14 protein-coding genes are annotated in these 17,815 nt (G+C 48.5%); 13 read left to right on the top strand and 1 reads right to left on the bottom strand.

Features of this window, described 5'->3' with window-relative positions; all coding sequences use genetic code 11:
- Window positions 1–159: 159 nt before the first annotated feature.
- The 11 genes from prfB (at window position 160) to glnA (ending at window position 14,327) form a co-directional block, all read left to right on the top strand.
- Window positions 160–1,276 (top strand): peptide chain release factor 2 gene (gene prfB, locus NO352_RS19800; protein ID WP_157266727.1). Its coding sequence is split into 2 segments (ribosomal slippage): window positions 160–231 and window positions 233–1,276, totalling 1,116 coding nucleotides; the frame shifts between segments, so codons are not numbered across the junction.
- 207 nt (window positions 1,277–1,483) lie between these two features.
- On the top strand, window positions 1,484–2,401 hold the full coding sequence (locus tag NO352_RS19795; RefSeq protein WP_005544697.1) for a YitT family protein: 918 nt from the start codon (window positions 1,484–1,486) through the stop codon (window positions 2,399–2,401).
- A 462-nt stretch (window positions 2,402–2,863) separates the two neighbouring features.
- The gene (argC, locus tag NO352_RS19790; RefSeq protein ID WP_268599122.1) at window positions 2,864–3,922 is read left to right on the top strand and encodes an N-acetyl-gamma-glutamyl-phosphate reductase; all 1,059 of its coding nucleotides are present in this window, start codon (window positions 2,864–2,866) and stop codon (window positions 3,920–3,922) included.
- A gap of 87 nt (window positions 3,923–4,009) precedes the next feature.
- Entirely contained in the window at window positions 4,010–5,263 is a 1,254-nt protein-coding gene (gene argJ, locus NO352_RS19785) for a bifunctional ornithine acetyltransferase/N-acetylglutamate synthase (protein WP_268599108.1), read from the top strand.
- Window positions 5,264–5,481: 218 nt separating this feature from the next.
- On the top strand, window positions 5,482–6,324 hold the full coding sequence (gene argB, locus NO352_RS19780; RefSeq protein WP_005544693.1) for an acetylglutamate kinase: 843 nt from the start codon (window positions 5,482–5,484) through the stop codon (window positions 6,322–6,324).
- A gap of 153 nt (window positions 6,325–6,477) precedes the next feature.
- Window positions 6,478–7,683, top strand: coding sequence for an acetylornithine transaminase (locus tag NO352_RS19775; protein ID WP_289356624.1), 1,206 nt, complete (start codon window positions 6,478–6,480; stop codon window positions 7,681–7,683).
- Between the two features lie 64 nt (window positions 7,684–7,747).
- Complete coding sequence (gene argF / locus NO352_RS19770) at window positions 7,748–8,701, top strand: ornithine carbamoyltransferase (protein ID WP_005544690.1); 954 nt, start codon at window positions 7,748–7,750, stop codon at window positions 8,699–8,701.
- A 50-nt stretch (window positions 8,702–8,751) separates the two neighbouring features.
- Window positions 8,752–10,023 carry an argininosuccinate synthase gene (locus tag NO352_RS19765; RefSeq protein WP_268621004.1) on the top strand — a complete coding sequence of 424 codons (1,272 nt, stop codon included), beginning with the start codon at window positions 8,752–8,754 and terminating at the stop codon, window positions 10,021–10,023.
- Between the two features lie 20 nt (window positions 10,024–10,043).
- Window positions 10,044–11,456 (top strand): argininosuccinate lyase, encoded by a 1,413-nt coding sequence (gene argH, locus NO352_RS19760; protein ID WP_289356601.1) that lies wholly within the window; start codon window positions 10,044–10,046, stop codon window positions 11,454–11,456.
- A gap of 286 nt (window positions 11,457–11,742) precedes the next feature.
- Window positions 11,743–12,918 (top strand): KamA family radical SAM protein, encoded by a 1,176-nt coding sequence (locus NO352_RS19755; protein WP_005544685.1) that lies wholly within the window; start codon window positions 11,743–11,745, stop codon window positions 12,916–12,918.
- Entirely contained in the window at window positions 12,918–14,327 is a 1,410-nt protein-coding gene (gene glnA, locus NO352_RS19750; RefSeq protein ID WP_289356599.1) for a type I glutamate--ammonia ligase, read from the top strand. Before NO352_RS19755 ends, glnA begins: the two co-directional genes overlap by 1 nt.
- Before the next feature lie 96 nt (window positions 14,328–14,423).
- Here the strand turns inward: glnA and NO352_RS19745 are convergent, their stop codons facing one another.
- The gene (locus NO352_RS19745) at window positions 14,424–15,857 is read right to left on the bottom strand and encodes a VanW family protein (RefSeq protein ID WP_289356597.1); all 1,434 of its coding nucleotides are present in this window, start codon (window positions 15,855–15,857) and stop codon (window positions 14,424–14,426) included.
- A 359-nt stretch (window positions 15,858–16,216) separates the two neighbouring features.
- Between NO352_RS19745 and ftsE the strand changes: the two genes are divergently transcribed.
- A complete protein-coding gene (gene ftsE, locus NO352_RS19740) occupies window positions 16,217–16,903 on the top strand; it encodes a cell division ATP-binding protein FtsE (protein ID WP_005544679.1) in 687 nt (228 codons plus the stop codon).
- Entirely contained in the window at window positions 16,893–17,804 is a 912-nt protein-coding gene (gene ftsX / locus NO352_RS19735) for a permease-like cell division protein FtsX (RefSeq protein ID WP_005544677.1), read from the top strand. Before ftsE ends, ftsX begins: the two co-directional genes overlap by 11 nt.
- Window positions 17,805–17,815 lie beyond the last annotated feature (11 nt).

Genomic DNA, 17,815 nt, shown 5'->3' with positions numbered 1-17,815 from the left:
GACATACAATACAGCAAAAGCATACATCATTGTGGATAGATGCCAATGCGAAATCTCCACATGATAGACCCGAACGGGCGGCCGTATAGCCGCCCGTTGTTCGGGAGAAGGAAGCGACACAGCTCCCTTCCTAACCAATTTTACCGAGGTGGTATTATGATGATCGACGCAAGTGTACGTCACAATATGCGTAGCATCGCAGCTAAACTTACAAACCTTAGGGGGTCTCTTTGACTTCGATCTGAAGCAAGAGATGATTGCCAACTTCGAGGAGAAGATGGCCGCACCGGACTTCTGGGATGACAATGACAAAGCGCAAGGACTTATCTCCGAGCTCAATGCAATCAAGAGCATTGTCGAGCAGTATGGGAAGCTGAAGCAGGATTATGAAGACAACGAGATGATGCTGGAGCTGGCAGAGGAAGAGGATGATGAATCGCTGGCTGAGGAACTGACAGCTAGTGTAGAGAAGCTACTGTCCAGTATCGAGAATTTCGAGCTTCAACTCCTGCTGAGCGAGCCTTATGATAAAATGAACGCCATTTTGGAGCTGCATCCAGGTGCAGGCGGAACCGAGTCTCAAGACTGGGGCCAAATGCTTCTGCGCATGTATACACGTTGGGCAGAGAAGCGCGGCTTCAAGGTCGAAGTACTGGATTATCTGCCAGGCGACGAAGCGGGCATTAAGAGCGTAACGCTGCTTATTAAAGGGTATAACGCTTACGGCTATCTGAAGGCGGAGAAGGGTGTACATCGTCTCGTTCGTATCTCGCCATTTGATTCCTCTGGCCGCAGACATACGTCATTCGTATCCTGCGACGTCGTGCCTGAGATTACAGACGACGCAGAAATTGAAATTCGTACAGAGGATCTGAAAGTCGATACGTACCGCGCGAGCGGTGCAGGTGGTCAGCACATCAATACGACGGATTCCGCTGTTCGGATTACCCATATACCAACAGGCATCGTCGTGACGTGTCAGACAGAGCGTTCGCAGATCAAGAACCGTGAGCGTGCCATGACCCATCTTCGTTCCAAATTGTATGAACGCAAGATTGAGGAACAACAGAAGCAGTTAGCAGAAATCCGTGGTGATCAGATGGACATCGCATGGGGCAGCCAAATTCGCTCCTATGTATTCCATCCGTACAGCATGGTCAAGGACCACCGGACGCAGGTGGAAACCGGAAATGTCGGCGCCGTGATGGACGGCGACTTGGATACGTTTATTGACGCGTACTTGAGAACCTTAATTCAACCATCATCTGAAGCATAATAAGTTGGTACCGACTGCACATACCTGCGCCGATCTTTGATCGGGGCAGGTTTTTTGTTGTGCTTGAATGCTTTACCATGCTAGAGAATGAGCATAATAAGACAGATTCACAGAGCAGACGGCTGACAGCATGCAGTACCAATATACTGTTCATTCAACCGATTCGTTCTGGCACTATCATATTGGTAATACGAAGGAGAACACAGTATGCCTCATACATCGGATTCATCTACATCTGAACTGAAAAAGCCTCGGCGCAGCGCCGATGGCTTGCTGGTACCGTACAATCATCCTATGCGAGCAGTAATGGATTACGGCCTTCTTTTCCTCGGAGCCTTCATTATGGCGCTTACGTTCAATACATTAATGCTGCCAAATAAGATTGCTTCAGGAGGCATATCAGGCCTCTCTATCGTACTGGAGAATCAATTTGGGTGGAATCCGGCGATCACGCAGTATGCCTTCAACATCCCGCTCTTTATCTTAGGCGTGTGCTTGCTTGGCAAGCAGTTCGGCATACGGACTTTAATAGGCTCCGTTTCCTTGCCGACCTTTATCTATCTGACACAGCATGTAGGGCCGGCAACGGACAATCCACTGCTTGCTGCTATATTTGGCGGTATTGGCATCGGTCTTGGCTTAGGCATTGTTTTCCGCGGTCGTGGATCTACAGGGGGCAATGCCATAACGGCGCAACTGCTTAGTACGTTCGGGAAAATCAATATAGCGCTGGCGGTTGCCATTTGTGACGGTGTTATCATTTTGCTGGCGGGCTTCATGCTTTCCTTTGAAAGTGCCATGTACGCACTCATCGGATTGTTTGTAACAAGCAAAACAATTGATGTGGTGCAAGTAGGTTTAGGCTATACAAAGGTTGCATTCATCATTAGTGATGATTCGGATAAAATTGCAGATGCGATTCTCCATGATCTTGATCGAGGATTAACGAAGCTGCAAGGCGAAGGCGGTTATACTGGGGAAGGACGAACTGTACTGATGGTTGTTGTCGGACAGAGTGAGGTTTATAAACTGAAAGCGATCGTCCGCTCCGTAGATTCACAAGCGTTCGTCATTATTAGTGATACAAATGAAGTACTTGGAGAAGGTTTTAAGATCCAAGCGTAATTTATAAGTGGAATGCTATGCATGCCTCTGTTACAGAATGCATAGCTTGCATAAGTTGTACGTTTTTATTCATAAAACGTGGTTTCCTCCTGCATATCATGCTGTAAGTGAATGCGGTCGAATCCGCGTTTTTTTATTTGTTTGAAAAGAACCTCATACTTTTAATGACCATACGTAGTAGCCATAAACCCCTTTATACCAAGCGTTTTATCCCGTTGTAATCCCTCTCGCATAGATACATTCTATTTGCTCTTTTCATAAATATCATGAAATTTCATGGAAAATCGTTGTATTTATATAAATACAGTCGTATAATGATACATAATTATTCATGAGGAATCATTTTCCTAGACGTGTCATTGTTTTTGAAGCCAGTAGCAGAGCAGCCGTAAATCGTATATCGAACGTTGCGAAATCATGCTATTGCCTACGCAACAGTAGCGAGGAATGGAGAGAATGAAAATGAATCAAGAGAAGCATGTACGAGCAGCCATTGTCGGCTCAACAGGCTATGGCGGTGTTGAACTTATCCGGTTGTTACTGAATCATCCGAATGTCACCATCACATCAGTCATTTCGGCTTCGAGTGCAGGGGCTCCAATCGCAGAGGGATATCCGCATTTGAATGAAGTGATGTGCGATACGCTGGACGGAGTCGATGTGGAGGAGATGCGAAGGAAGGCGGATGTTGTGTTTACCGCAACCCCTTCGGGTGTGAGCGGACAGCTGGTGCCGAAGCTGCTGGAGGCAGGACTCGCCGTCATTGATTTATCTGGGGACTTCCGCATTAAGGATGGCGAGTTGTACAGCGCGTGGTATAAGCACTCTGCTCCTCCGGCTGAGCTGTTGGCTGAAGCAAAGTATGGATTGTGCGAGATGTACCAGAAACCGTATGTAGCGGGGTGCAAGTTCATTTCCAATCCGGGCTGTTATCCGACAGCAACCCTGCTCGGGCTCATTCCGGCATTGCAGGCAGGATGGATTCAGCCTAACACTCTCATTATTGACGCAAAATCTGGCATATCCGGAGCGGGTCGGGGCGTGAACTTAGGTGTCCATTACGCTGAGATTAATGAAAACTTCAAAGCTTATAAAGTCAACAAGCATCAGCATATTCCAGAGATTGAGCAGGTGCTTAGCGAGGTTGCGCAGAACCCGGTTACGGTGACGTTTACTACACACTTGACGCCGATGACTCGTGGCATTATGTGTACGATGTATGCATCGCTTGCAGGCACATTTATTGAAGAGGACTTTATATCCCTTTATCGAGAATATTATGCAGGTCGGAGGTTTGTGCGCATACGTCCACAAGGACAATGGCCGGCGACGAAAGAAGTGTTCGGCTCGAACTTTTGTGATATTGGATTTGCCGTAGATCAGAGAACGAATCGCGTAACGATTATTTCGGTCATTGACAACGTGGTCAAGGGAGCGGCAGGTCAAGCAATACAAAATTTAAATCATATGATGGGCTGGGAAGAGACGGCAGGGCTAATGCTCACGCCAGTGTACCCGTAATGTGAACATAGAAATGTGAGAAGCGGAGCAGAAGGATCAAATCTCCTTGATATAGATGTACGACTTTGAAAAAGAAGAAGGTAGATAATGATGCAAACGCAGGTAGTACATGCGAAAGAGACGCAATTATTCGATATCATTGACGGTTCAGTAACCACTCCGCTTGGATTTCGGGCCAGCGGGCTGCATTGCGGATTAAAGAAAACGGCGCGCAATGATTTAGGAGCAATCGTCTGCGACGTTCCAGCTATTGCTGCTGCGGTATATACGACAAATGTATTCCAAGCAGCACCGCTTGCCGTGACGAGGGCGAGTTTGGAGGAGGAAGGCAAGCTGCAGGCCATTATCGTGAACAGCGGCAACGCGAATGCTTGTACGGGCAAGCAAGGCGAGGCGGATGCATACCGGATGCGCAGCGCATTTGCAGAGCAGCTTGGCATTGCGCCGCATTACGTAGCAGTTGCTTCCACAGGCGTTATCGGTGAGGCGTTGAAAATGGAATGTGTGGAGCAAGGCATTATGAAGCTTCCTGAGCAGTTGACTCCTCTTGCCGAGGGCGCAGAACAGTTTTCGCAAGCGATCTTGACGACGGATCTCGTCAAGAAGGAAGCTTGTGCGGTTCTAACTGTTAATGGCAAGCAAGTCACGGTTGCGGGTTGTGCGAAGGGATCGGGAATGATTCATCCGAATATGGCAACAATGCTCGGCTTCGTAACGACGGATGCAGCGCTCGAACAAGATACGCTTGCGGGTCTTCTCAGGACGGTGACGAATAAGACATTCAATATGATTACGGTTGATGGAGATACAAGCACGAATGATATGCTTCTTGCAATGGCCAGTGGAATGGCAGGTAATGAACCGCTCACAGAACAGCATGAAGCGTGGCCGGCATTTGCTGCGGCATTTCAATATGTGTGTGAACAGCTGGCTAAGGCCATCGCGCGAGATGGTGAAGGGGCGACTAAGCTGATTGAGGTGCGGGTATCTGGTGCTTTGTCTGATGAATCTGCTAGTGCTATTGCCAAATCGATTGTCGGATCAAGTCTCGTGAAATCTGCTGTATATGGTTCAGATGCGAACTGGGGCCGAGTCATTGCAGCAGTTGGTTATGCAGGCCAGCCTGTAAACCCCGAGACAGTGGATATTCATATGGGATCAATTATGGTGCTGCAGCAGTCGACGCCGGTTGTATTTGACGAAGCGGCGGCGCTTGCGTATTTAAAGGGCGATACGGTGGTTTTCCAAGTGGATTTACATATGGGATCTGGGGAAGCCAAAGCATGGGGCTGCGATTTGACGTATGACTACGTGCGCATTAATGCAGCGTATCGGACATAGTACGCAAATAAGTATCGAGTATGAGATCGTTATAGCTTGCAGACGGCAGTTGGGTCAGCAGTACAGCACGGCTATAGAAGCGGTAAGAACCTCTCATTGCAGTGCAAAGGAAATGAAGAATAGGAGAGAAACAGCGGACGGAAGGTCGAACGCCAAAGTAAAGCATGACAAGGCGTCGTAAGACGTAACGATAGAGCGGGGAGGTTCAGCGGAGGGATATGGCAGCGACAGAAACTCAGGGTAATGTGCAGTCATCAGCCACAGCTGTGAAACTGTTCGTAATGAAATGCGGAGGAAGTACGCTGGCTGCATTGCCAGACTCGTTCTATGAACAGCTTCAGCAGTTGCAGGAAGAAGGCACCGTGCCTGTTATTGTACATGGTGGAGGGCCAGCGATTTCAGGCATGCTGGATAAGCTCGGCATTGAATCGGAATTTATAGGCGGTCTTCGCAAGACTGATGAAGCCGTGTTGGATGTCGTCGAAATGGTGCTTGCCGGACAGATCAACAAGCAAATTGTGCGTCGCTTGATGCAAGTGGGAGCCAATGCAATTGGCTTGTCAGGAACGGATGGCGGACTCATTCAATCGGAACCAGTATCCAACGTGGATCAGGTGGGTTATGTCGGGGATGTTACTCAAGTTCGAGCAGCCTTGCTCACTGGATTAATCGACATGAATTATATGCCTGTTATCGCGCCAATTGGACTTGATGGCACGGGTCAACGCTACAATATTAATGCGGATACGGCAGCAGGTGCTGTTGCAGCTCATCTCGGAGCCGAACAATTGATTGTCGTGACAGATGTGCCGGGCATTATGAGAAATACACCGGAAGGCAAGGTTGTGCTTCCAATCGTTACGACTGTAGACATTGAAGCGATGATAGCTAGCGGAGAAATATATGGAGGCATGATTCCGAAGGTGCAGGCCGCTATGAAGTGCTTGGAGGGTGGCGTGCAGGAGGTTGTTATTGCAGACGGGGCAGAATCTGATGTGCTGCGTCGCTTGATGGCAGGGGAGCCGATTGGAACTCGGATTGTTAGTGCAGCAGGAGTATAGGCATAGAACAATCTAACTATCATTCTGCAGAACATTCAATAGATTGAGATTGGGGCAAGCAGCACGAGAAACATAAATAATAATCGCAGAGATGTACCCAAGAGACTTACTACAATCGTATACAAATCGAATGAAGGGGTGGAGACAATGACGATGAATGTAGATGCCGGGAAGGGAACGAATGCTTTGTTCCCAACATATGCCCGCTATCCAATTGCACTGGTGAAGGGACAGGGCAGTCGGGTATGGGACGATGAAGGAACTTGCTACTTGGATTTCATGAGCGGCATAGCCGTAACGAACTTAGGACATGTGCCGGAGCGAGTTAAGGTGCGTGTACAAGAACAACTGGATACGTTATGGCACGCTTCGAACTTGTTCCATATCCCTCAGCAAGAACAGGCTGCAGAGCTTCTGACCGCTCACACTTGTGCGGATGCTGTGTTCTTTTGCAATAGTGGGGCGGAAGCGAATGAGGCCGCTATTAAACTGGCGCGCCGCTATCAGACTGTAGTCGCTAAGACAGGGCGGTCGGAAATTATAACATTCCATCAATCTTTCCATGGTCGTACGCTGGCGACGCTGACGGCTACTGGGCAAGACAAGGTGAAGGAGGGATTTGCTCCGCTTCCGGGAGGATTCCGGTATGTGCCGTTTAACGATATCGCAGCGTTGAAGGCCGCAATCAATGACAGTACGGCAGCAATTATGCTTGAAATCGTGCAGGCGGAAGGCGGCGTTTTCCCGATTAAGGCGGCATTTGCCCAAGAAGTGGCCGAACTGTGCAACGAGCATGGACTTTTACTTATCGTGGATGAGGTTCAAACGGGCATGGGGCGCACGGGAGCGTTGTTCGCCTATGAGCATTACGGCTTGCAGCCGGATATATTTACTGTAGCCAAAGGACTCGGCAGCGGTTTCCCTGTAGGAGCAATGCTGGCGCAGGAGCATGTAAGGGCAGCGTTCAGTGCAGGCACGCATGGTTCGACCTTCGGCGGTAATCCGCTTGCGATGTCTGCAGTTGTGGGTACGCTGGAAACGATGCTAGAGGAGAAGGTGGCGCAGCGGGCAGCGGAAAAGGGAACGTCCTTGCTCAACGCACTGCGTGTGAAGCTGAGTGATGTTCCGCTCGTGAAGGATATACGCGGACTCGGTCTTCTCGTTGGCATCGAATGCAGTAAGCCTGTAGCAGATTTGATTAAGGACGCCCAGCAAGCTGGACTGTTATTTCTTAGTGCAGGGCCTAATGTCATTCGCCTGCTGCCGAACTTATTGGTCACAGACGAGGAGATTGAAGAGGCAGTATCAATTATCCATGAGGTATTAGCGAAACGCTCAGAGGTTGTTGTACCTGTATAGATGGTAAGCAATCGTAAGCACAGATGAAGCGGGAAGACAGAGAAAATATACGGAGGTGGCCTTGATGGCAATAACAGCAACGACAATTGATTTGCGCGGTCGCGATTTTATCGCACTCGCTGACTATACGAAGGAAGAACTGCACTATTTGATCGATTTTGCAATCGAATTGAAGCGGAAGCAGAAGGCAGGCGAGGTGTATCACCCGCTGAAGGGGAAAACACTCGGCATGATTTTTGAAAAATCGTCTACACGCACGCGTGTATCGTTCGAAGTCGGCATGTATCAGTTGGGCGGTCAGGCTTTGTTTTTGAGCAAAAATGACCTGCAGATCGGACGTGGCGAGCCGATATGGGATACGGCTCAGGTGTTGTCCCGCTATGTAGACGGCATTATGATTCGTACCTTCGCTCATCGCACCGTCATTGATCTGGCTCGTGGCGCTACTGTACCTGTCATTAACGGACTGACGGATATGAATCATCCATGCCAAGTTCTTGCGGATTTCCAGACTGTCTATGAGAAAAAAGGGATGCTACAGGGCTTGAAGCTGGCGTACATCGGCGATGGCAACAATATGGCGCATTCCTTGCTCATGGGAGCAAGTAAGCTGGGCATGCATGTAGCTGTTGCATCGCCTAAAGGCTATATGCCGGATGCGGATATTATAAAGCAATGCCACGAGCAGGCGCAGCAATCAGGCTCTCACGTGCTCATCACGAATGATCCGAAGGAAGCAATCGCCAATGCAGATGTAGTCTATACAGATGTATGGGCAAGCATGGGATTCGAGATGGAGCAGTTGAAGCGTGAGCAAGCGTTCCGCGGTTTCCAGGTAAATGAGGAGCTTGCTCGGTATGCGAAGCCGGATTATATTTTCCTCCACTGCCTGCCGGCGCATCGCGGCGAAGAAGTAAGCGAAGGCGTTATCGATGGCAAGCACTCGGTTATTTTCGATCAAGCGGAGAATCGATTGCATGCACAGAAAGCGATTATGGCTTCAATTATGGGGGCGTAAATAACCGAATTGACTTCATTTTGAACTGCACATTGAACGGGGGAATTGTCGTGGCAAAGAACAAAATTGTGCTGGCCTATTCAGGCGGCTTAGATACATCCGTCATCCTAACATGGTTGAAAGAAACCTATGATGCAGAAATTATCACCTTCACAGCAGACATTGGACAGAAGGAAGAGCTGGATGGACTTGAGGAAAAAGCGATTGCAACAGGCGCATCCAAAGTCTATATTGACGATTTGCGCGCTGAGTTCGCGCAGGACTTCATTTTTCCGATGTTCCAGGCGGGAGCGCTGTATGAAGGGCAATATTTGCTTGGCACGAGCATCGCGCGTCCGCTCATTGCGAAGCGGATGATTGAGATTGCACGCCTTGAAGGCGCAACGGCAATAGCGCATGGTGCAACTGGCAAAGGGAATGACCAAGTGCGCTTCGAATTGACTGCGGCGGCTCTTGCTCCCGATATTCAAGTAATAGCGCCATGGCGTTCTGAGCAATTCCGTGCGCAATTCCCAGGTCGTGCAGAGATGATTGCTTATGCGGAGCAGCACGGTATTCCGGTGCAGGCTTCTGCAGCGAAGCCATACTCGATGGATCGCAACCTGCTCCATATCAGCTTCGAGAGTGGTATGCTCGAGGATCCGTGGTTCGATGCAACGGCAGATGCGAATAAAGGCATGTATGTGTTAACCGTATCTCCTGAGGAAGCGCCGAACGAATCAGAGCTTGTCGAGTTGACTTTTGAAAAAGGGAACTGTACTGCGATCAACGGTGAGTCCATGTCGCCATTACAGGTAATGGAAACGTTGAATGAGCTTGGCGGCAAGCATGGCGTTGGCCGTGTCGATATGGTAGAGAACCGCTTCGTCGGGATGAAGAGCCGCGGCGTCTATGAGACACCGGGCGGCACCATCTTATTTACAGCTCATCGCATTATGGAATCGTTGACGATGGATCGTGAAGTGATGCACATACGCGACTCGCTCATTCCGAAGTACAGTGCGGCAGTATACAACGGATTCTGGTTCGCTCCTGAGCGGCTTGCAATCCAAGCGCTTGTTGGCGAAAGCCAGAGGCATGTGACAGGAACAGTACGTTTGAAGCTATACAAGGGCAATGTTATGGGCGCGGGCGTACAAAGCCCGGTCAGCTTGTATAATCCAGATATTGCGACTATGGAGGCAGATCCGTCTCAAGCTTACGATCAGAACGATGCAACAGGCTTCATCCACTTGAATGCGCTGCGTCTGAAGGTCGCTGCCGGCGTACACGGCACGAAGGTTCATGGAGCGGGTGCTTCCTTGCAAGAAACGGGCGTGTAATACAGGAAGGGGAGAGCAGCGTGAGCAAACTATGGGGCGGTCGATTTACAAAGCAGACGGATCAACTCGTCGAACAATATACAGCTTCGATTACTTTTGACAAAGTGATGGCAGAAGAGGACATTCAAGGCAGTCTGGCTCACGTAGCGATGCTGGGAGCCTGCGGCATTTTGCCGCAGGAGGATGTGGATACAATCACAGATGGGCTTCATCAGGTGGCGGGTATGATCCGTCGCGGAGAATTGGATTACTCGATATCCGATGAAGACATTCATATGAATATTGAAAAAGCGTTGATTGAATTGATTGGCCCGGTTGGCGGCAAGCTTCACACTGGAAGAAGCCGTAACGACCAGGTTGCAACTGACATGCATTTGTATTTGCGTAAACGTGTCGTTACTTTTGTTGAATTGCTTGTGAAGTTGCAGGAAGCGCTAATTGCACAGGCGAAAGAGAACGTGGAAACGATTGTTCCCGGCTATACGCATTTGCAGCGCGCGCAGCCGATCCTGTTCGCCCATCATCTGATGGCGTATGTGTCGATGTTTGAGCGTGACATTGAACGACTGATGGACAGCTACAAGCGGATTGATATGCTGCCGCTTGGAGCAGGAGCGCTTGCAGGCACGACCTTTGCTATCGATCGCCATTATACGGCGAAGCAGTTAGGCTTTAGCCGTGTATATGAGAACAGTCTCGATGCGGTAAGCGACCGTGACTTTATCGTGGAGTTTCTGTCGAACGCCTCGCTCATTATGATGCATTTATCACGCTTCTGCGAAGAACTGATACTATGGTCGAGTACAGAATTCCAGTTTGTTGAGCTGGATGATGCCTTCTGTACTGGCTCCAGCATTATGCCGCAGAAGAAGAACCCGGATGTCGCAGAGCTTGTTCGCGGGAAGACAGGAAGGGTATACGGCCATCTCATGAGCATGCTGACAGTGCTCAAGGCACTGCCGCTGGCTTACAACAAGGATATGCAGGAAGACAAGGAAGGCATGTTCGATACAGTGGATACACTGAACGGCGCACTTCGCCTCTTCACTCCGATGGTTGCTTCGATGAAGGTGAACCGCGGACGGATGCGTGAAGCGGTACGTCAGGATTTCTCCAATGCGACGGACATTGCGGATTTTCTTGTAGGCAAGGGCTTGCCGTTCCGGCAGGCGCATGAAGTGATTGGCAAGACGGTGCTGTATTGTATTGAGCAAAACAAATACTTGCTTGATTTAACACTGGAAGAGTTCAAACAATTTTCGGAGCTGTTCGATGATCGGATTTATGCTGTGCTTCAGCCAGAGCAAGTCGTCAATGCGCGCAATGTGTACGGAGGAACGGCAACAGTTCAGGTAGAGGCTGCGATTCAGCGAGCAGAGGAAGCAATCGCGCAGAAGGCAGTATGGATTGAGTCGAATGGAGCTATTATGTAAGTTTAGGAGACCGAGGCGGGCAGTATGAAACCTTGCTGGATTTTTGCATGCGTCAACTAGGCTTGATAGAGGGATTCATTAGCATAAAAAGAGGAGAGCAGTGCGCGTTAATAGCGTCCCGTGAGGCGCTGACGCGCTTGCTCTTTTTTTGTGAAAAATCAGTGACAGTCCTGCTCAGGTGGACAGACTAAGCCACTCAGTGTTTGCCTGAATATGTAAATATGTGTATAATAAAGAGAGGTGCACATGTGCACTTATATTCAAAATTTTATAAGGAGGAATGCCAATGCCTCAGCCGAAGTACGTCACCGATATCGACAAGGTTACCCAGTTACCCGAGACGGAAAGGAAACGGCTTAAGCAAATTACCGAGAAATTTGTATTCCGCGTGAATGATTATTATTTGAACCTCATTGATTGGAAAGACCCCAATGACCCGATTCGGAAGCTTGTCATCCCGAATACAGGGGAACTGAAAGAGTATGGACGATGGGACGCCTCGGATGAGGATACGAACTACGTGGTTCCTGGCTGCCAGCACAAGTATTCATCTACCGCCCTATTAATTGTATCAGAGGTATGCGGCGCTTATTGCCGATACTGCTTCCGCAAGCGACTTTTCCGTAACGATGTCCAAGAAGCGATGTCCGATGTAAATCCAGGACTCTCCTACATTGCCGAACACCCCGAGATTAATAATGTCCTGCTCACTGGCGGAGACAGCCTAATTTTAGCCACACCGAAGCTAAGAAAGATATTGCAGCGTCTGCGCGATATCCCGCACGTCAAGATCATCCGATTAGGTTCCAAGCTGCCCGTCTTCAATCCAATGCGCATTTATGAAGACGAATTGTTGCTGGAGACAATCCGGGAATTTTCCACACCTGACCACCGGATTTATGTAATGGCCCATATTAACCACCCTCGTGAAATTACAGAAGAAGCGAAGCGCGGATTTCAGGCGCTGCATGATGCTGGGGCAATTGTGGTCAACCAAACACCGGTACTTAGAGGCATCAATGACGATGCTGAAGTGCTGGGCGAACTGCTGGATAAGCTGTCATGGGCGGGGGTAACTCCTTATTATTTCTTTATTAATCGGCCGGTCGCTGGAAATAGTGAATTTGTCCTCTCGTTGAAGGAGGCGTACCAGCTCGTAGAAGAAGCGAAGGCGAAGACGTCGGGTCTTGGCAAGCGAGTTCGATTGTCCATGAGCCATACATCCGGCAAAATTGAAATATTGGCAATTGAGAATGGAAAGGCATTTCTGAAATATCATCAATCCCGAGAAGGAAATTACGGCAAATTCATGATGCTAGATTGTCCGGATGATGCCGCATGGTTCGATGACCTGCCCGGCAATGAGCAGTTTTGGACGCCTCCGCGCAAAAAATCCCAAGATATCGTTTCTGTAAATACACTTCCAGATGTGCCGCAACAGCGAACGAGGAGGGATGCGTAATGCAACGTTCTGTACCATCGTCGGATTGTACAGCTTCATCTGAACCCCTAGCTGGATCAAGCCCATGCGAAGATGTTCCCCTCATTCAATCTGGAGACGAAGTCGTTGAATGGATGCATCAGCATGCTGTAGAGTATTTGCGTTTGCAATTTACGGACTTGTTCGGCAAGGTAAAGCAGCTTGTCATCCATCGTGATGAAGCGGGAGCTGCCTTTAAAGGGAAGGTGATGTTTGACGGTTCTTCGGTCACAGGGTACGGCGGTGTAGATCAATCCGATCTCGCCTTGCATCCGGATCCAACTTCATTCCATGTGGATACTTGGCACGACTCCACATACGGTACTATAGCATCTTTCTTTTGTGATGTCCGCTTGCCGGATGGCAGCCGCGCGCAGGGGTGTACCCGGAGTATGCTGAAAGAAGTGCTGCAGGAAGCGAAGGAATTGGGTTATTCCTATTACATCGGGGTAGAGGGCGAATTTTTCCTCTATCCTCTAAGTGAACGGGGAATACCAATTGTCACGCCTCATGACGAAGGTGGATATTGTGATCTATTCCCTCAAGATCGCGGGGAGAATGTAAGATTTGAATTATTGCAGGAGATGAGGAAGCAAGGCTTCCAAATCGAGGCGTCTCATCATGAAGTGGCTCCAGGCCAGCACGAGATCAACTTTCGCTTCGGTGAAGCGCTTAGGGCCGCCGATCGGTGGCAAATGTTCAAGCTGCTGACGAAGCGAGTGGCAAATCAACATGGCCTTCATGCTACATTCATGCCGAAGCCGATGAGCGGTCAGAATGGCAACGCCCTTCATTGCAACCAATCTTTGCAGGATGATGCGAAGTGTAATGTGTTCTATGATCCGCAAGCACCATCCAAGATGAGTGACATTGCTCTCTATTTTATAGCCGGTTTGCTGCATCACGCAAAAGGAATGTCTGCCATTGCGAACCCGGTAGTTAATTCTTATAAACGTTTGATGCCAGGCTATGAAGCACCGACTCATCTAACTTGGTCTGAAAACAATCGTTCGGCAATGATCCGAATTCCTGCGGCACGAGGCAAACAGACGCGAATTGAATATCGTACGCCTGATCCAACTGCTAATCCATATTTACTGTTTGCCGTCATGCTGAAGTCAGGCTTGGAGGGTGTGAAAAAGAGGGAAATGCCTCCTAAGGAGGCGAGTAGGGACATTCATCAAGCGGTAAATAGCACTCCGTATAAATGGGATGCCTACCCCCGGGATTTATTTGAGGCGTTAAGACATATGGAAAAGGATACAATCATCCAGGATATTATGGGTGAGCAGGCATTGAATACGTATATTTCGGTGAAAGAGCAGGAATACAACGAATATGCATCTCAAGTTCATGGTTGGGAGCTTAATTCCTATCTGCGAGTATATTAATAAATTGCATACGAGATCGATATGAACGTAAAAGAGCCCTCATCACAAGTTGATGCAGGGCTCTTTCTCATGAGTTTTGCCTTCGCTTACCTCTATTTAAGATTCATCGTTAAATATTGGCCCATTCACGCCATCCTCTAAGATTGGACTTTGATCCTTCCTCGTAGAAGACTGATCGGAGCCTCCTGTATTCACTGCTATAAGAGTAGGCTGCGGTCTGTACGTATCCACAAACATTTTCTTGCGTTCGACCTCTTTGCCGTTCACCAGCTTAATCCGGTACGATTCCACCGTATACCCTTGCTTTCCGCGCTGAATGGTCTCATGGCTGCCAATAGGCAGGTTTGGATTCTTAACATACTTAATCGTCGGTTCCAACACCTTTAATGTTTTGGTTTCCATTCGATAAGAGACGCCTTTATCCATAGTTCCAAAAAATTTAATAATCAGCCGATCGTTCTCGGCAGCGGTTCGAATCATTAAGTGCTTGCCGGTCGTATTTTTGAAGCGGAAGTTAATATAACCCTGAGAAAAGGTAGCATCCAGTCCAATAGGCAAGTAAGAGACTGGCAGGGAATGATTGCGCCGTTCGACAATTTCTAGCCCGGTGCGAAGCACCGCATTATATAGTGTGCTAGATACTTGGCAGATGCCGCCGCCAATACCGGGTACAAGCTTGCCGTTAAAGATGACGGGAGCTTCCTTGAAGCCGTATTTCTTTTCCGTTTCGGCAATGACTTTATCGTAATCGAAAATTTCACCAGGCTTCAGCACCATATCATGGATCGTTTGTGCAGCCGCATTGACATTATGGGTGCGGCCGTCATCGGCTTGCACAAAGCTTGTAGAGAACTCGATAATTTTTCGTTCAATTCCTTCGGCTTGCAGTGATGCGACCGTAACTGGCGGATTTGTCTTTTGCATCGGGACTTCAAGCGCAATCGTCCGTCCATCATTCCACGTATGCGGGATGGACGCCCGAATCAACTGTTCCAGCTGAACCCGATCGATTCGATAGACTGCTTTCTCGGGAGTATATCGAATGCTGTCGTCTTTGGTGATTTCCCTTTTTGCATTCACGGGCTTGCCAAAGGTTTGCGCCTCCCAATCGGCTGTTAGGCGCTTTGCCCAAACCTCCTTATTCCAGCGGAATTGAAGCGTCCAGGACGTCGGGAAATTGTAGCGGGCTTGGATTCGTTCCCACAGTGAGCCTTCCTTCATTTTGTCGAGTGCGCGCAGTATAGGATCTGCATCATACGTTACACCGAGATCGGCAAGTGTCGTTTGGATGGGTTCAATATTAGTGCCTTTGAAGGAGAGTTCGAACGACGTCCGCTCTAATTCCTTCATTTTATCTTTTAATTGCTCGCGGAAGGTGTCCATGGATTGGGAACCGATATTCCATGTAGACAAGTGTACGTTGGGAGGGATCGTAGACTGTGAAGCATAGCTGTGAGCCCACCCCCAGAGCGCAGTACCTACCAATAAGAGCGAGGCAAGGATAATAAATAGTGCATGGATTTTTTTCACTGCAACAGCCTCCTGCTTATGAAAAAATAAAGAAAAAATCGTCCGTATTCCAATTATGCTTCCAATCCATATAGGCGGAATCGTTCATTTTCATACTATATGCGACTTGCACGCTAAACTTTACTAATGCACTAGGAAACGGAAATGAGAGTTCTTACTATTCCAAAAATACAAAGGGGGACAATTGCGCAGTAATGAGGAAATTTAGAAAGACGCAAATCCGACGGCGATAGCCGCTATATGTAGCTGATTGTGGAGCAATGCGTAAAAAGATGTTGAAATTTCCTTTCTTTTAAAGGAATTGGGGCACTTATGTCGAATGTATATTAGCTGATCTTTTAAACTTAGGGTGTGATCATTTGATAGAAATGCAAGATGTATGGAAAACGTACCAAGACGGCTCTCACGCATTGCGCGGCATATCCGTCCAAATTGATAAGGATGAATTCGTCTACTTGGTCGGACCGTCGGGAGCAGGGAAATCGACGTTCATGAAATTGATCTATAGAGAAGAAGTGCCCACAAAAGGGCAAATTTTCGTAAGTGGATTCAATATCGGCAAGTTGAAGCAGCGCAAAATTCCTTATGTGCGGCGCAATATCGGCGTCGTGTTCCAGGACTTCAGACTTCTGCCGAAGCTGACAGCCTATGAGAATGTTGCTTTTGCCATGGAGGTTATCGAAGCGCCGAAGAAGGTCATTAAGCGCCGTGTACCTGAGGTGTTGGAGCTGGTTGGCTTGAAGCATAAGATGAACAGTCTGCCGGCGCAGTTGTCCGGGGGGGAACAGCAGCGCGTTGCCATAGCTAGAGCTATCGTAAACAATCCTTCCGTGATTGTGGCGGACGAGCCCACGGGGAACCTCGATCCAGAGACATCATGGGGCATTATGAAGCTGCTTGAGGAAATTAATTTCCGCGGCACAACAATCGTCATGGCAACTCACAATAAAGATATCGTCAACTCGATGCGCAAGCGGGTTATTGCAATCGAACAAGGCTTAATTGTACGTGACGAGGCGCGGGGGGAATACGGCTATGATTTTTAATTCACTTACCCGCCATGTCAGAGAAGGAAGCAAGAGCATATTACGCAACGGCTGGATGTCGTTCGCATCGGTTAGCTCAATTGTTATCTCGTTGTTTATTTTAGGTGTGTTCATGCTGTTGTCGCTGAATGTGAATGAAATGACGAAGCAGATTGACAACAAAGTGCAAATCCGAGTTTTCCTTAAGCTTGATGTGACAAAGGAACAAAAGGAGTTGCTCGCAACAGATATCGGCAATATGTCGGAGGTAAGCAAGGTCATCTCGGTTTCCAAGGAAGAAGGCATGAAGATGCTGCAGGAAAACTTGGGCGAGGATGGCAAGGAACTGCTTAACGGCTATACGAAAGAGACGAATCCATTGCCGGATTCTTTCACGGTAGAGGTATATGATCCGGCAACAATTAGCATGGTTGCTAAGAAGATTAATGCCATTAATGATACGAATAGCGCGAAGCCGCTGTGGAAGGTCAATTACGGGAAGGGTACCGTCGACACACTGTTAAAGGTCACGGCAACTGTTCGCAACTTTGGGTTGATCATTGTAGCAGGTTTGGCTGTAACCGCCATGTTTCTTATCTCAAATACGATTAAAGTTACGATTATGGCGCGCCAACGCGAGCTCAGCATTATGAAACTTGTAGGGGCAACCAATTCCTTCATCCGAGGGCCGTTCTTCGTAGAAGGGGCTCTTATAGGGCTGTTAGGCTCATTACTTACAGTTGGAATTCTATTTTACGGATATCAGCAGCTCGTGACGAATTTTGAGCTGGGCTTGCAAATGGTTAAGCTTGTCCCACTTCAGGATGCATGGCTGCTTGTCGGCAGCTCGCTAGTAGCATTGGGCATTTTGATCGGCATGTGGGGAAGTACAATCTCCATTCGTAAATTTTTGAAAGTATAGCGTTATCGTGT

The sequence above is a fragment of the Paenibacillus sp. S-12 genome, from assembly GCF_030363895.1.
GTDB classification, from domain to species: Bacteria; Bacillota; Bacilli; order Paenibacillales; family Paenibacillaceae; genus Paenibacillus_B; species Paenibacillus_B alvei.
The sequence above is the reverse complement of the archived record's forward strand: the minus strand, read 5'-3'. Positions and strand labels throughout refer to the sequence as shown.

What these genes read in the sequence shown, in the direction of transcription:
- NO352_RS19795 (WP_005544697.1), top strand. Translation starts at nt 1,484, where the DNA reads ATGCCTCATACATCGGATTCATCTACATCTGAACTGAAAAAGCCTCGG.
- argC (WP_268599122.1), top strand. Translation starts at nt 2,864, where the DNA reads ATGAATCAAGAGAAGCATGTACGAGCAGCCATTGTCGGCTCAACAGGC.
- argJ (WP_268599108.1), top strand. Translation starts at nt 4,010, where the DNA reads ATGATGCAAACGCAGGTAGTACATGCGAAAGAGACGCAATTATTCGAT.
- argB (WP_005544693.1), top strand. Translation starts at nt 5,482, where the DNA reads ATGGCAGCGACAGAAACTCAGGGTAATGTGCAGTCATCAGCCACAGCT.
- NO352_RS19775 (WP_289356624.1), top strand. Translation starts at nt 6,478, where the DNA reads ATGAATGTAGATGCCGGGAAGGGAACGAATGCTTTGTTCCCAACATAT.
- argF (WP_005544690.1), top strand. Translation starts at nt 7,748, where the DNA reads ATGGCAATAACAGCAACGACAATTGATTTGCGCGGTCGCGATTTTATC.
- NO352_RS19755 (WP_005544685.1), top strand. Translation starts at nt 11,743, where the DNA reads ATGCCTCAGCCGAAGTACGTCACCGATATCGACAAGGTTACCCAGTTA.
- glnA (WP_289356599.1), top strand. Translation starts at nt 12,918, where the DNA reads ATGCAACGTTCTGTACCATCGTCGGATTGTACAGCTTCATCTGAACCC.
- ftsX (WP_005544677.1), top strand. Translation starts at nt 16,893, where the DNA reads ATGATTTTTAATTCACTTACCCGCCATGTCAGAGAAGGAAGCAAGAGC.